Source organism: Paenibacillus sp. LjRoot153 (genome assembly GCF_964253085.1).
In the GTDB taxonomy this organism is placed as follows: domain Bacteria; phylum Bacillota; class Bacilli; order Paenibacillales; family NBRC-103111; genus Paenibacillus_E.
The window spans coordinates 2,842,987-2,858,488 of sequence record NZ_CAXUQH020000001.1 but is presented as its reverse complement, the minus strand read 5'-3'; the positions used below and the strand labels follow the sequence as shown (position 1 = coordinate 2,858,488).

Here is a 15,502-nt window from a genome sequence, read left to right as displayed (position 1 = left end):
TCTTACTCCGTCTTCCCTTGTTAATAAGCGCAAGAAGGCATATGCAAGCGTGTGAAGAAAGCTAACCACTCACGAACGTCGCATATGCCATTGTGCTAATCTATACAATTAAAGCTTTATTTCTTAATATTCGTCGGCCATACAAACTGGACACCTAAGGCTTTCTTTGCTTCTTGGAATTTCTTGTTTTGATAGTCAATCAGCTTTTGAGAGCCAAGTTTTTCTTCTTGATCAATGCCTTCTTTGTAGAGTTTCTCTACATCCTCTGGTGCTTTAGCCAGAATCATTTTCGCTCTTGTTTTGACACGAACTTCTTCACGTTTTGCATTGATTCCCGCTTCTTCTGTGCCGCCAAGCGGTGAAGTGGATTCGAAAGCAAGCATGTCGTACGTGTATTTACTGAAATAAATATTCGATTTGGTTCTTTCCGTTTCTTGTACACCGTTTACTGGCAATGTGCGTTGAACAGGGATATAGTTAATCAGCCAATCTAACGTGCCATTTCCGTATTTTAATTTCGTTTTCGCTGCATCCTCGCTTCTAGCCTTAATAAACTCATCGGATAATTTAACCTTACCATTCGCATCATAATCCCACGTAATGCCTTTAGGACCATAAGTCACATTCAAACTCATTTCATCGGACGAGAGATAATGCATGAGCTTAATAATGCGATCCTGATTTTTGGCTTTACTGCTAACCATCGTCAGTGTCCAACCTGAGGCTTGAACTGGATCAATAACAGGCTGTTTGCCTTTATCACCGAGAACCGGTCCGACTGAAACGAAGATCGCCTTCGGATCCTTGGCATATAAGGCATCCCATTTAATCGCCTTGTTTGTAAGCGCAAAGACTGCGCCATTATTCACTTTCTCGGTAAGCTGTGACTGATTCAACGTTTGACTATCTTCTGGCAACAAACCTTCCCGAAATAAACGGTTGAGGAACTGATACGCTTCCAATGTCTCCGGAGTTCTTTCACGATCAACAAGATTTCCTTGTGCATCTTCACGTGGAGCGCCGAAGAAACTGGAGATGACCCAGCTCTCGAAATACGCTGGTACGACGTCGAAGCCATTATATTTCGTCTTTGAATCCTTTACTTTACGCAGCGCTGCAACCAAGCCTTCCTTGGTACTGAAGTCCTCAGGTTTGATGCCTAGCTGATCCATAATATCTTTACGCGCATATAAGCCTTGGTTGCTGTAAATGGTATCCCCTGGTTTAAACGTTTCTTTGGCCCAGAAATAATTGGCATACCCATAGAAATGGCCATCTGGATTACGGAACCAATCCTGCATGGATTTCGCCACATTAAACGATGGATCATGCTTCTTAATCAACTCATCTAGCGGAGCAACCAAGCCGGATTTCTCAAGTACACCGCGCTGTGGCGCCCCCTTATCCACCGTAATCATATCTGGGATATCTCCTGATGCGATAAGAGCGCTTAATTTATCATCATTACCTGAAGTAAATTCAATGGAAACTCCCGTATCCTCTGTAATTTTCTTATCCAGTAAGTTGTTAACTGGATCCCAGTTCTTTTTGTAGGATTCTTGATCGACGAACCAAGTTATCTTGATTGGAGATTTATCATCAGGTTTTGCTGACGCTGACGCTGCAGCTGCTTCGGATGCCTTAGGCGAAGCAGCCACCTCAGCTCCCTTATCTGCAGAACACCCTACTAGCAAAGTTCCAACTAACGTTGTGACAAGCCCCATACTAACTAAACTTTTCTTCATTTGCTTTGCCCCCTTTGATATTCGTGAACTAACCTTTCACAGAACCAATAAGCACACCTTTAACAAAATATTTCTGCAGGAATGGATAGATCGCGACGATTGGCGCTGTTGTGGCAACCATCATGGCTAGCTTCAACGTAGCTGAACTAACATGCTTCGCTTCTTCTGGCATAAAGCTTGTCGCTTGCTGACTAAATGATTCCCCATAGGAAGCATCCGTCACCATACGCATCAGAACCAATTGAACAGGCTCTAAGGATGACTTCGTCGTAAACATCAGCGCATCCATGTACGAATTCCAATGATAAACCCCATTAAACAAGGCAATTGCGGCTAAGACAGGCTTCGTCAACGGCATCACCAATTGCAGCAAAATACGATATTCCCCCGCCCCATCCATCTTAGCCGACTCGATAATTTGTTCAGGGATCGTCCGAAAGAAGGACATAATAATAATCATATCCCAAACACTGAACAAGGTGGGAATAATATAAACCATAAAATTGTTTAACAGGCCGATTTCTTTATACAGCAAGTATGTCGGAATAAGTCCACCATAGAAGAACATGGTCGTGAGCATAATAACGAGATATATGTTGCGACCACTAAGTCCTTTACGTGACATGCCGTAGGCAACGAGAGCTGTAAAAGCGATATGCGTGGACATACCAAGCAGCGTTCTGCTAATCGTAATGAAAAACGCATGATAAATGGTCGTATCCGAGAATACAGCTTTATAATTCGCGATCGTAAATTCCCTTGGCCATAAATACACGCTGCCTCGCAAGTAATCCAACCCGTCATTAAAAGAACCAACCAAAGCAAACCAGAACGGAGCCAGCGTTACAAATACAACTGTAGACATGAAGATGATATTACCGATGTCAAACCATTTGTCCCTTCTGGAACGGATATTCATTTTGTGTTCCTCCTTACACGCAGGCATCCTCTTAGAACAAGCTGTTGTCTGTCACTTTACGAGATACATAATTAGCAGCAAATAACAGAATCAGGGCAACCACTGATTTCGCTAAGCCTACCGCAGTCGAATAGGAATACCTCATTTGCCTGAGGCCTACCTTATAGACATACGTATCGATTGTTTCACTTACATCCAGATTTAGCGGATTCTGCATGACCATAATCTGCTCGAAGCCCGTGTTCAATATTGAGCTTATCGCAAAAGTGAGCATAATCACGACTGTCCCCATAATGGCTGGCAGTGTCACATACCACATCCGCTGAAATCTGCCTGCACCGTCAATCTTGGCTGCATCATACATTTCCTGGTCCACACCGGCAATCGCTGCGATATAAATAATCGCTCCCCAGCCAATCCCTTTCAATATTTCAGCGCTAACCATAATCATCCAGAACAGATGCGGTTTCGCAATGAAATTAATCGGTTCATCAATGATATGCAAACTCGTAAGTAAGAGATTGAGAATCCCATTTGAAGGCGATAGCACCGTCAGCACTAATCCTCCAAAAATGACCCACGAAACAAAATGAGGCAGATAAGAAATCGTTTGTACGAAGCTCTTGAATCGTTTCTTATTCAGCTCATTAAGGAAGAGTGCAAACACGATGGGTGCAGGAAACCCAAGAACCAATCCCATAAGATTCATCGCTAGCGTGTTCCGTAGTACATTCAAGAAATTCGGATCATTCAGAAATTCTTGGAAATGTGTAAACCCAATCCACGGCGAATTCATCACACCCAAGAAAAGATCGTACTCCTTAAATGCAATCAGAATGCCATACATCGGAATGTACGAGAACACAAGCAGAAACAAAATCCCCGGCCATACCATGCTTTGCAGCGCGAACTGACTCTTGAAGCGCAGCCATCTGCCCGTCACTGATAATCGTGGCGACCGAACACGTTGTTTTGCATTTACGGCTCCATCCACTTGACTTACCTCCCCGATTTACTGCCCCAAGTCGTGATAACCAGATGACAGCGTTCTCTATAATGCTAACTCTACTTCTGCTATAGCAAAGCAACTTCGGAAGCATATTCTCACTATACATTTTGAAAGCGCTTATAAAAATATCACTATTTTAGTTTTGATACCTTCATTTGGGCTCTGCCTAGTTAACGAAAGGTTTAGCCTGCCTTTTGTCGAATACCTCCCTACAAACATCTTTGGAGAAAGAAGGAGTGACATTGCAACGTACCTTTAATGCCATGAGTATCAAAAGTAAAGTGACGCTAGCCTTTATTTTTTTCATATTAATCCCCTTCAGTGTGCTTGGACTCTACACGTACAATCAATCACAGCGCTACATGCAAGATCAACTGCTGGCCAATTCACAAACCACCGTTAAACAGATCAAATATACGATTGAGAATAAAATCGATCTAATTGAAAGCGTTAGCAATAACATAACGTTTAACTACCGCTTGCAACAATTTCTCGGAGAGCCGTATTCGTCCGACTCCAATTCTTTAGATACGTATTTCAATTTCGCTGCTCCACTTGTTAACTATGCGATGTTATTCCAGAAAATCAACATCCAGAAAATTTCTATCTATACAAACAATGTTTCGATTCCAGAAGGTTTTGGTTCCTTTTTCTCCGAGCAGAAAATTAAAAAAGAGGCATGGTACGATGCCTTTATGTCTTCGGATCAGAAATCTCTCTGGGTGCTGGATACGAAGCAGGAAGACGGTAGTGATATTTTCCGCTATATCCAGAAAATGATCTCTATTGAAGGCTATTATCTAGGAATTACGATGGTTGACGTGCGCTCAGTTGATCTGCTTGAACCCGCTGAGGGCCCCAATGTTGTGAATCAGCCTGTTTATATATTGGATGAAAATCAAGGCTACGCCAAGGAATCCGGCTTTTTATACGTCGCTGACTCGTTAAAAGAGGTCCAGCAAGTCATCGTCATGGCGATCCCGCTTCCTCCGTTACTCGGTTCCTTGCAGGTTGTGGCTAACCTAGCTTTTATTCTTACCCTCATTGTTCTATTGTTTGCTTTCTACTACATCCTCAAGATGACGTTAAGTAAAATGAAAACGAGCATTAAACAGATGGATGTCGCCATTGAAACAGGGTTTCAGCCCATCCCGATTGTACGAAAGGACGAGTTCGGTGTCATCACCGAGAAATTCAACATTTTACTTAATAAAATAACCCTGCTGTTAAGCGATATGATCAAAAAAGAGACCCTGCACAAGGATGCACAGCTCATCGCACTGCAATCGCAGATTAACCCACATTTTATCTATAATACGCTGGATATTTTTAGTGCCAAAATGGAAATTGCGGGTCAGTATGATGTGTCCGATGCCATGGCCGACTTTGGTAAAATGATGCGCTATAATATGGACGGTGACGCTAAATTCGCAACACTCCAAGATGAACTTCGTTATCTCGGGCAGTATATGACGCTTCAGAAGGTCAAATACGGAGACAGTATTCATTTCCGGGTCCATGTCCCCAATGAGCTGCTTTCCATTCAGGTCTTAAAATTTATTCTACAACCAATTGTCGAGAATAGTGTGAAGCATGGCTTCGCTAAGCAGGACACACTCGATATTGATATTTATGCTAGCCAAGAAACTGATTTATCCATCCGTTTATGTGTAAGAGATAATGGCATTGGCATCGAAGCAGCACGGTTGGAAGAAATCAACGAACAATTTCGCACTTCCTTGTATATTGCCAAAGGTGATAAAGACCGAGAAAGCATCGGTTTAGGTAACATTAATGAACGATTGAAATTATTCTACGGTGAGAATTATCCCTTACAAATCAACAGTATCCAAGGCCAATTCGCCGAAACCATATTAACCCTTCCTTATGACGTAAGAAGAAGCGAGGAGAATGACGATGTATACCGTATTAATAATTGATGACGAAGAATTAATTGGCAGCGGCGTCAAAGCCAAACTAGAAAGGGCCAATGTAGCTGGTATACGGGATATTTATGTCGCGAACGGTGGTCTACAGGGACTTACAATGGCTAAAACCTTACAACCAAACATCATTATCACGGACATTCGTATGCCCGAGTTAGATGGCATTCAATTGATTAAAGAACTTGCCCCGCTGCTAACACGCACCAAATTCATTATGTTGAGCGGCTATGGTGATTATCCCTACGTCCGCGAAGCATTCAAATATGGCGCACAGGACTACTTACTGAAGCCTGCGTCCTCCGATGAGCTTGGCCAGCAAGTACAGTCCGCCATTGTAAGTATTGAGAAAGATACCCTTAACGACCAGCTCTTCGAAAGGAACCAAACGGATGCAAGAGCGCTGCTTATTGCTCGATTACCCCTAGTGATCCACGGGTCGAACGTTGCGATGAGCAGCAAAGATTCCGAGTCACAGCAATCACTCGAAGCTTACTTTTTTCATCCTTTGTTCGCCGTTTCGATGCTATCCTTCGACGATGTTACCTTTAGCGAGGAGCATTTGGATAGGGTAAGTGAATGTCTAGAACGATGCGTTCGGGACGCTGATTTAACGCCGTATCTACGCTTCCTAGCTTTTCATGATGTGCAAGGATATGTGTGCCTTGTGTTTAATTATGCTGCATTCCATGCCTTTGAAACCATTCAAGGTATACTCGGCAAAGCTGTTATCCTGCTTAGGAGAGGCAATCCGCGAACGCCAACGGCCTCGATTAGCCAATCTGGACAGAGCTTGGACGATTTATCGCGGCTTTATAAACAAGCACATAGCGCGATGTCTGGGCGAATTTTACGAGAACCAAGCGAGGTCTTCGTGATGCTTGAACCGCAGGGTAGGACAGATACTTGGCTGCCTGCCAAAAAGGAGATGGAGGAGTTCAAGCTAGCTGCGGAGACACTGCATGTGGAACGAATTGGCCTTTGGGTTGACCGCCATCTAAGTGATTCTTTGCGCGCACAGATGTCTTTGGAGCAGCTCAAGTCGATTTATAATCTGGTGCTTTCTGAAATCCATCGCCATGTCCATGAGCGTTTTCTTTTTGAAGAGACCGAACGCGCGACTGCTTTTGACACCTTCCATACTTTATGGGAACTCCGGCATTATTTAAAAAGCTACGCCACAGATACGAAACAGCTGATCTCGGAGCAGGCTAATTTGGGCGAAACCGTTATTACGGTAGCGGAGTCCATCGTTCGTGAGCATTACAGCCGCGATCTGCAGCTAGCCGAAGTGGCCAATCGGGTATCGATGAATTACTCGTACTTCAGCAAGCTTTTTAAGGAACGAACCGGGTTAACTTTCACTGCCTATTTAACCAAAGTCCGCATGGAAGAAGCCCAGAAGCTGCTCAAAAACCCCACCTTACGGATCAATGAGATCTCAGAAAAGGTAGGGTATGGCAATCTCTATCACTTCTCGCGTGCTTTCAAAAACTATTTCGGTGTTTCCCCGAAGGAACATCGGAAAACGATGTAATAGAAACTGCCCCAGTTCCATGTACAAGGGAACTGGGGCTAACATCCAATGATAGGATACGTTTAATAACAACGCACTTCAAAGATTGCAGCAGACGGATCTCCATTGGTGGCAACGATTACGACACGCAGTCTTTGCGTTTGAACAGGTTGAGCTAGTGTATAACGGCAATGGCGCTGGTAATTCTCCTTTACCTCTAGGAGCTGCTCCCAAGCACCGCCAATATAGGCTTCAATCCTATAGTCTTTCGGACATTGCGGGTCACGATAAAACGGTGCATACCCATGGTATTCCCATAGAAGGCTGCCCGGGAATGTGAGCTCAATCTGTGTAATCGATTGAAGCTCTTCCCAATTTAGCTCCAACCATTGCGGAAGCGTGTCGCGCGGATCTGAACGCCACAGGTTCGTAAAACGATAAGGTCGCGTTACGCCACTAATGACATGCTCAGGGCTGTACGCATGCTGCGGAGGATCCACGCGGAAGCTGCGCGTCGGACCGTTCCAATCCCGGCGCATCTTGCCCTCCCCCATTTCATACGCGCACGTATGGCCTGGCACAATGCCATCCCCGCAATGCCAAGCAACGTGGGGATTCGCTAGTAAATCCAAACGCACATAGGTCCCTGACTTCAGGCCATCATCCTCGCTCAAATGCAAATCCCAATCGATCCACTGGTATTTCCCTGGCATGATGTGCAGTTCCGTTGTGGCCAGCGGTGAATTTGCATCGCAACGGTAGTCCCAAATATGATCCACCGGAATGAGTTTCGCTTCCACGATTTGAGGGGTGTCGCTCGTATTCGTCACACAGACAGACACTCGATTCAGTACTCCCTCCGAAATGGCAATCCATTGTCCCTTTCGTTGAAGGAGGAACTCTTCTTGATGACCCGGCTCGCCAGATGCTTGCAGCTCCGCCTTCACTTCCGAACCCCTACACGCAGCTTGACTGCTAGCCGTAACTTGCGCCTTGCGTGCTAAATCCAACTCGTCCTCGTTCGTCGTGTTCAGGAGAAAACAGCCGTCGCGCAGCAGCGTTTGCTTCACTTCTTGTATAGCCTGACTAGGTACCTCCGCGAGTGCTAATCCATGCTTCAATGCAATCGCAGCCGACGTCCCCACGGCCTGCCCAATCAACGCGGTTGTCGCCATTACGCGCACCGTCCCTAATGCGGCATGCGTCACAGAGATATTGCGACCGGCCATCATCAAATTATCGACATCCTTGGCAATCGTTGCCCGCAAAGGAATGCCATAAGGGCCACAGTAGCTTTTCACCATATAGGCAGACGTTTCATCATAGCCTTCAGAGCTGGCATGCTCACTGGTAGGCGCAAGAAGTCCCCCCGGTGTGTGCAGATCAAGGAACCAGCCACCGTAAGCAATCTCATCCTCAAATACCGTCTTATTCTGTGGATCATGCTCCGTCATCAGATATTGCCCCATAATTCGGCGGCTTTCCCGTTTGCCCGGCACTTGGCCAATCCAGTCTATGGCATGATTAGCTGCCAGCTCTTTCGTGAGTGGATCCTTATTCTTGATCCAATCCCAAATACCTAACACATACCGCGTCAGCTCATGACGAATATCTTCACTTTCATAGATGGTGTGCCAAGGCATGCCGATCTCGATCCACCAGTAACCACCGCGCATATCATTCGGATTCCGACCCTGTTTATAGAAAAAGTCTGGATTATCGAGCTTCGCAGCCCAATCAGGAGCGGTGAACGGTGCTGGGTAGCCCAGATCCTTCGTTTTAAAATGAATCGAATTCCCCATCACATCTCCGCTGGCAGTTAGTGGTGCATGCGGCTCGCCATATTCCTCCCGTCCTTCCGAACCCATCCGCCATTCACAACCTGCCCGGTCGGCAACGATGCCGTCGCCTGTGCAATCCACGAATACATCCGCGACAAGTTCGATCTCCATCTCAGCATTAGCTACGTAACCCACGACCGACGCAATCTTGGGCTCACCCGCCATCCGAACATCCACAATGGACGTGTTCAAGTAAAAGGTCAAATTCTCTGTTCGCAGCGCCATATCATACATCGTCATATCCCAAACGCTGTTCGTCCAACCATTCTCAAAAATCGGCTCATGATTTCGCGCGCGTTCCTCAATCAATAACTCCGATATGATTCCGGTTTCCTTCGCATATACATGAAAAGCAGCTGCGCCATGCGGCGTCACTCTTACTTCAGATGAACTATTCCCTCCGAATACAGGGCGATCCTGAACCAGACATGTGTTGGCCCCATGTCTAGCCGAAGCAACAGCCGCACAGAAACCCGCCAGTCCACCCCCGCAAATGACAACGTCGTACTTCTCTGTTTTTTGCCCATGCTTTCTTGCTGAATGATTACCTTCCTTGCCCGTATCCCTGAAGTTATTAACCATCTCTCTTAGTCTCCCTTTATGCAGCCACACCTATTCCTCGATAGATGACAGCGTTTTCTTAGCCTCCTTACAATGTATCCTGAATAAGAGCGTAATAAAATATCACCATTTTTGATTTGATGCCTTCATTTTGGCATCGAATTATCTAGGTACAAATTTGATGGCATCCGCGATAACGAATCCGGTTGTCCCCATATTGCTGATAATCACATTTCCCAAAGTTCCGGCACTAAATACGTAGCTCCCAATGAAGTTCCACTGCCCTCCGTTTGCCTGCTGATTAACTGTCTTACTGTACGTCCCGCCAGCAGAGCTTACAGTGACCGGTACATTGTTGGCTCTGTTCGTATCGGCATTCCACCACATGTACACATCATAAGTGCCTGCAGATGCGATATCGGGTGAATACTTAACGCTCTTGAATCCCTTCGCTGTATCCCCGTCATGCAGATAGTCTGCACCAACTCTTTGGCTGCTGTAGGTACTGACCGTCCAAGTCCCTGTCTGAGTTATTCCTGTTGGATGACTGTTATCCATAAGGATTGTAGGTTCGTATGCGCCAATACTTGGCGGATTGCTCCTAACGTTCTTGAAGTAATCCTCTGCTACATCGGTTAGATTATTCTTCCCCTTAGCAATACACGGAGAAGTGCCCTGCAGCTTGAAATAGTCTGGTCCGAATGTGCCGCCTACAAGCAATGGATTGCCAATGACATCATTCACATTCGAAGCAACACCAGTAACTGCGCTGGACCAACAGTTATTCGAGAAAATCAATCCCGCAGTCTGATCTACAAGTTGTAAATTGCCCGTGTTCGACTTGAATATATTGTTTTCTATCCTTGTGTTTACATGGCTTGCACCACCGGTAATGGATATATTCGTACTTGTTGAATCAATAAAAGTGTTGCCTGCAATGATGTCATTATCCAAGCGAGTTCCTGTTGCTAATCCCGTGTTCCAATAAGAAAAATTCTTGCTGTTCCCTTTCAGAAAATTATTAATAATCTTCCTGTTGTAGCCGGCTGTAAAACTTTGAAAAGGCTCATCCGCTATGGCAATTCCCATACTTGGGCCTCCATCTCTGAAATAAATCGCATTCCCCGTATTGTAGATTAAATTTCGCTGTATAGTTACGTCGTGAGCCTTATCTACATAGACCTCCAATGCATAATTATCATAAATTACGTTATCCTCCAATACCACATCATGAGTGTTGTACCACAAGCCAACCCCTTCACCCCAGTTGTGGTAAATGGTGCTGTTCTTAATTGTTCCATAGGCGCTGCCTCTGATCATGACAATTAAAGGCCAGTTCATTTCAATTGATGATCTGCTAAAACGCCCAAAATTGGCATTCTCCCACACCCTATTGCCGTCCAACGTAAAATAATCAACATTCTCTAACTGTATCGCCTCACCACGGTTCTCATGAATATTCGAATTTCGAATGATAATATCATGATATCTGGTTGACCCCGAGTTACCTGCATAAATTCCAGCTCCGTAGGATTGAGTCAATTCAAGGCCATCAATGGTAATATAATTGGCCGTAATACTCATCAGCGGATTCCAGGAAAGCGTGAATTGCTGTCCGTTCGTATAGGTCACTCCGTCATTGGTAACGTTAGGTCCCGTATACGTAACGGTTTGAAGACCGAGACTGTGATTCGGGTACGTATTCTGACCAGAAATGACTGGCGTCTCCCATGGATATGCCTTGATCGTAATTGGGTTACCGCTTGTTCCTGAAGTAGTAATACTGATCGTTGAGGTAATATTGTACGTTCCGCCTCTCACAATAACAGTGGAACCAGGGCCGGCAACCCCTGCCATATTTACAGCTTGTTGGATCGTAGCAACGGGTTGGCTCAGCGTACCAGGATTACTGTTGTTTCCTGTGTTAGACACATAGTAGGTTGTTGCAGCAGCTTTGACTTCTGTCTGATGTAAGATTCCCAAAACAATCAGTACAAGGGTCATGATCAAAATCTCGATTACCAATGAGGATCTCTTTTTCATGTTTTTTGTTAACATCATCTAATCTCCTTTTCTGGACGAAGTAAATTCGAACGTCATTTGTATATAAGTCAACGAATCCTTTTCGGGCTATTAATATCAGTATGCAAACCATGGAACTTTTTTTTGAACTCTATCATGACTTCTCACATACATATCCCCTTACAAAATCCGATCGCACGGTACAGAGGCTTATTCACTATCTTGAACAAAAGGAAGCCTATAGTCTTGATTCCGAAGAGATTTCAGCCTATCTCGAAATGAACTACAGTTACTTATGTGAAGTATTTAAATCGAAAACGGGGAACACCATTCAAATGTTTAACTCACAAATTTTTATGGATAAAGCAGCAAAAATGATGAGAGATACAAATCTAAATATATCCGAAATCAGTGAGATATTAGGCTTTAAAAACCCCTTTTATTTTAGCCGAGTTTTCCGTAAGGTTAATGGTATCTCCCCCTCAGACTACATGAGCAGAATTTATAGAACGAACAAATAATAAGTACAACGATCTGACTTTTAAGATCCCCCTTCTAACAGAAAATTAAAAAGATCACCTCCAACTGGAATCATTATCCAGCTGGAGGTGATCTTTCTTTTAGTCCAAAACCGCAATTACACAAAATCTACATATTACCACTACATAGTAGTTCTAACCTTTGACTCCACTTGATGCCATGCCTTCTATGAAGTATTTTTGAGCGAAAGTGAACAAAATAATAGGCAGTAGTACAACAATTGATGCCCCTGCCATTTGGAGGGAATAATTAGCGCCAGCAGCAGATGTGAAATATTGAAGTCCCACAGTAACTAATTGTTGTTTTTGGCTAGAGATAAATATAAATGGACTCGCAAAATCGTTCCAAATGTACACGAATGAGAAAATAACCATTGTCATTAAAGCAGGAATTGCAAGTGGGAGGATAATTCGATAATAAACTTGATAATGCGAGCATCCATCAATAATAGCTGCTTCTGTAATCTCTTTAGGGATCCCCACAAAAAATTGCCGCAAAAGGAATAAAAAGAACACATCAAAAATGGCTGGAATAATTATCGCCCAATGTGTATTTAACAAATGCAAGTACTTATACAGTAAGTATCTTGCAACAATTGTTGTATCAGATGGAATGGCTAATGTGGATAAAGATAGGAAAAGCAATATATTTCTACCCTTGAATTGTAGTCGAGCAAACGCATAGGCTGCCATCGTGACAAAAAAACCACGTAATAAAATAGAAAGTACTACTACTTTAAACGAATTCCATATCCAAAGAAAATAATTGGGATTCGCGAATAAAGCTTTATAATTCCCCCAATAAATATCTTTTGGAATAATATTGGCAAGCGGTTTATCAAATGCTGCAGCTGTAGTTTTTAGTGAGGCAGATATCATAAAAATAAAGGGGAATATCATCAAAAGTGCAATAATTAGCACCATAATTGAGTACAACATTGTTGATGCCGTTATTTTCTTTTTTTCTAATAGTGTACCCATTTCTTTTGAACCCTCCATTGTATAGCCGAGATCACCATAATAATTAAAAATAATAAGATTGCTTGTGCGGCTGAGTAGCTGTAATGATTGAGCGAAAATGCTTCTTCATATATATTTAGCGAGCTAACTCGGGAAGATGTCCCAGGTCCTCCTCTTGTGAGTGCGTTGAAAATGGTGAAATTTTGAAATGACCCTATTGTAGCTGTAATCACTAAAAAGAAGCTAGTTGGAGAAACGATAGGGAGAGTAATCTTGAATAATTGTTGGATTTTAGTTGCTCCATCAATTTCAGCAGCCTCGTACAAATCCTTTGAGACTCCTTGGAGAGCTGCCAAATAGACGACCATTTGAAAAGGGAAATTTGCCCAGGCCGCGACTATTGCGGTGGTAAGGATGGCAGTTTTGCTGCCAGCAAACCATAAAGGCGGATTTTCAATTCCGATCACATTAAGTAATGAATTTACAAAACCACCAAAAGGATCAAATAGCATTGAAAATACAAGTGAAATGGCAACGATGTTTGCAACATAAGGCATCAAAAATAATGACCTACTAAAGCTTTTCCAATAAAAAGCTCTATTTAATAAAACAGCCGCAAAGAAACCTACAATTGTCAATAACGGTACATAAATGATCGTATAATAAAAGCTTTTGAAATAAGCAGACAAGGCGATCGAATCTTTGAAGATTGCTATGTAATTATCTAAACCGGCCCACTTTAATGTGTTTAGTGCTTTGAAATCATTAAAGTCAACAAAACTGATAAATAAAGCATATAGAAAAGGGGCAATTCCAAACATAAGAAATCCAATAAAAAAGGGGATTATAAATATAAAGGCGGCCTTAGCCTCTTGTTTTTCTAAACTCATATTGTTTTTCTTTTTATTTAACTTGTACAACCTCTTCACTCCCTAAATCAAAGGGCACTTATTTGCATAAGTGCCCTTATAAATAAATTCTTTTAAATGATGCTTACTTTGCCGCTTTCGCTTTATTAATGGCTTCATCTGCTCGAGTTTTTATTGATTTGATTGTATCATCCAATGACTTTTGTCCCACAAGATACAATTCAGCTTCCTGCAATATTGTCTTTCCATATTCGGTAGCAATTGACCCCGTAATTTTTTCAGGTTTAAGACCAAGATTTGGTGTCAAATAAACCTCACTAAGATTTTCAGCTGTAATACCATCAGTAGTAGGGAACGAAGATACCATTTCATTAAAAATGTTATTCACTTCTTCTTTGTTCAAATCAACGCGTGCTGGAATTCCTCCTCCGTACTTATATGAATTTTCTGCAAACCACTTCACAAAATCAGCTGCTTCCTTCGGATGTTTTGAATATTTATTTATACCTGTTCCACCCGTAACGCCGATATTATTCTTTCCTTTTGGATCAACAGGCGGTTGTGCAATCCCAATATTCCAATCGCGAGGATACGTTTTTTTATCTATAGGTGCAAATGAAAACCATGTTCCAGTAAATATCATTCCGAATTTCCCGCTCATAAAAGCATCATATGGAATTTTCTTCGTTTTCATTTCGAGCCAGCTAGGTTGAATCTTTAATTTATTACCAAGATCTCCAAACCATTGTAAAGATTCTTTAAAATTAGGATCATCATAATTCGATGTCCCATCTGCTTTATATCCATCAATACCTCTTTGCGCTGCTAAAAGATACATCATATTATCATAATCAGGCATTGTTGAACCATAAATTCCTTTACTTGCATCAGTTAATTTTTTAGCAGTCTCAATATATTGATCCCACGTCCATTCACCTTTTGGATAAGGTACTTTTGCATCATCAAATATCTTTTTATTATAATAAACAGCCCATGTTCCAATCGTGTGAGGAAGAGAATATATTTTGTCACCAGCGAATTTGGTTAAATTTTTGCCGAACTCCTTTTCATAGTCGACTCCTGCTTCCTTATAAATATCATTCAATGGTATAAGCCAATTATTGGTTGCATACTTAGCATGAATAATTGGATTTTGAAGCGGAATAAGATCCACATCCCCTCCTGCAGAAAGATCCACATCGATCTTTTTGTAGATGGCATCTCCATCACCAGCAATGGTTTCAAGCTGCACCGTATTGCCAGATATTTTTTTATAATCTTCCAAGAGCCTCTTTGTAGAAGGTAAATTGCTATTTCCAGAAGTTGTATACCACTTTAGTACGACAGGTTCTTTTTTCAATGTGGAAGTTCCCGAACTAGAAGAAGAAGATGAAGGTGATTCTGAAGATGTTATGCTTGTGTCGGCAGCCTCTTTCGTTCCACCACAACCTGCCAGAGATATGCCGACCATGCCAAAAATGAGTGACGATACGACTACTTTTTTTGCCCTTAGATTTTTCATAAACCATACCCCTTTTAATGTTTTTGTCTTCTTTTAAAGTATAGGCTCTTTAAGGA

General features: G+C 42.8%; 11 protein-coding genes. 3 read left to right on the top strand and 8 right to left on the bottom strand.

The genetic code is table 11. The features are described from left to right. Positions 1–116: 116 nt before the first annotated feature. Genes ACSQ8P_RS12185 through ACSQ8P_RS12175 form a run of 3 tightly spaced genes read right to left on the bottom strand, consistent with a single transcriptional unit; the run spans position 117 to position 3,658 of the window. Positions 117–1,745 (bottom strand): extracellular solute-binding protein, encoded by a 1,629-nt coding sequence (locus ACSQ8P_RS12185; protein ID WP_436235415.1) that lies wholly within the window; start codon positions 1,743–1,745, stop codon positions 117–119. A gap of 28 nt (positions 1,746–1,773) precedes the next feature. Next, positions 1,774–2,664, bottom strand: a complete 891-nt coding sequence (locus ACSQ8P_RS12180; RefSeq protein WP_436235414.1) for a carbohydrate ABC transporter permease — start codon at positions 2,662–2,664, stop codon at positions 1,774–1,776. 31 nt (positions 2,665–2,695) lie between these two features. Continuing rightward, positions 2,696–3,658, bottom strand: coding sequence for an ABC transporter permease (locus ACSQ8P_RS12175; protein WP_436235413.1), 963 nt, complete (start codon positions 3,656–3,658; stop codon positions 2,696–2,698). A 278-nt stretch (positions 3,659–3,936) separates the two neighbouring features. Here ACSQ8P_RS12175 and ACSQ8P_RS12170 point away from each other — a divergent pair, with 278 nt between their 5' ends. Both ACSQ8P_RS12170 and ACSQ8P_RS12165 read left to right on the top strand, forming a co-directional pair. Further along, complete coding sequence (locus ACSQ8P_RS12170) at positions 3,937–5,613, top strand: sensor histidine kinase (RefSeq protein WP_436235412.1); 1,677 nt, start codon at positions 3,937–3,939, stop codon at positions 5,611–5,613. Continuing rightward, positions 5,591–7,153, top strand: coding sequence for a response regulator transcription factor (locus ACSQ8P_RS12165; RefSeq protein ID WP_436235411.1), 1,563 nt, complete (start codon positions 5,591–5,593; stop codon positions 7,151–7,153). The genes ACSQ8P_RS12170 and ACSQ8P_RS12165 overlap by 23 nt, the downstream gene beginning before the upstream one ends. A 62-nt stretch (positions 7,154–7,215) precedes the next feature. Here the strand turns inward: ACSQ8P_RS12165 and ACSQ8P_RS12160 are convergent, their stop codons facing one another. After that, the gene (locus ACSQ8P_RS12160; RefSeq protein ID WP_436235410.1) at positions 7,216–9,555 is read right to left on the bottom strand and encodes an FAD-dependent oxidoreductase; all 2,340 of its coding nucleotides are present in this window, start codon (positions 9,553–9,555) and stop codon (positions 7,216–7,218) included. 141 nt (positions 9,556–9,696) lie between these two features. Next, positions 9,697–11,577, bottom strand: a complete 1,881-nt coding sequence (locus ACSQ8P_RS12155) for a right-handed parallel beta-helix repeat-containing protein (protein ID WP_436235409.1) — start codon at positions 11,575–11,577, stop codon at positions 9,697–9,699. Between the two features lie 101 nt (positions 11,578–11,678). Here ACSQ8P_RS12155 and ACSQ8P_RS12150 point away from each other — a divergent pair, with 101 nt between their 5' ends. Beyond that, a complete protein-coding gene (locus ACSQ8P_RS12150; RefSeq protein WP_436235408.1) occupies positions 11,679–12,077 on the top strand; it encodes a helix-turn-helix domain-containing protein in 399 nt (132 codons plus the stop codon). 153 nt (positions 12,078–12,230) lie between these two features. Here the strand turns inward: ACSQ8P_RS12150 and ACSQ8P_RS12145 are convergent, their stop codons facing one another. From ACSQ8P_RS12145 to ACSQ8P_RS12135, 3 genes are all read right to left on the bottom strand, one after another. Further along, positions 12,231–13,076: a carbohydrate ABC transporter permease gene (locus tag ACSQ8P_RS12145; RefSeq protein WP_436235407.1), complete on the bottom strand. Its 846-nt coding sequence runs from the start codon at positions 13,074–13,076 to the stop codon at positions 12,231–12,233. Beyond that, positions 13,061–13,975 carry a carbohydrate ABC transporter permease gene (locus ACSQ8P_RS12140; protein WP_436235406.1) on the bottom strand — a complete coding sequence of 305 codons (915 nt, stop codon included), beginning with the start codon at positions 13,973–13,975 and terminating at the stop codon, positions 13,061–13,063. The genes ACSQ8P_RS12145 and ACSQ8P_RS12140 overlap by 16 nt, the downstream gene beginning before the upstream one ends. Positions 13,976–14,048: 73 nt before the next feature. Beyond that, positions 14,049–15,446, bottom strand: coding sequence for an ABC transporter substrate-binding protein (locus ACSQ8P_RS12135; RefSeq protein ID WP_436235405.1), 1,398 nt, complete (start codon positions 15,444–15,446; stop codon positions 14,049–14,051). Positions 15,447–15,502 lie beyond the last annotated feature (56 nt).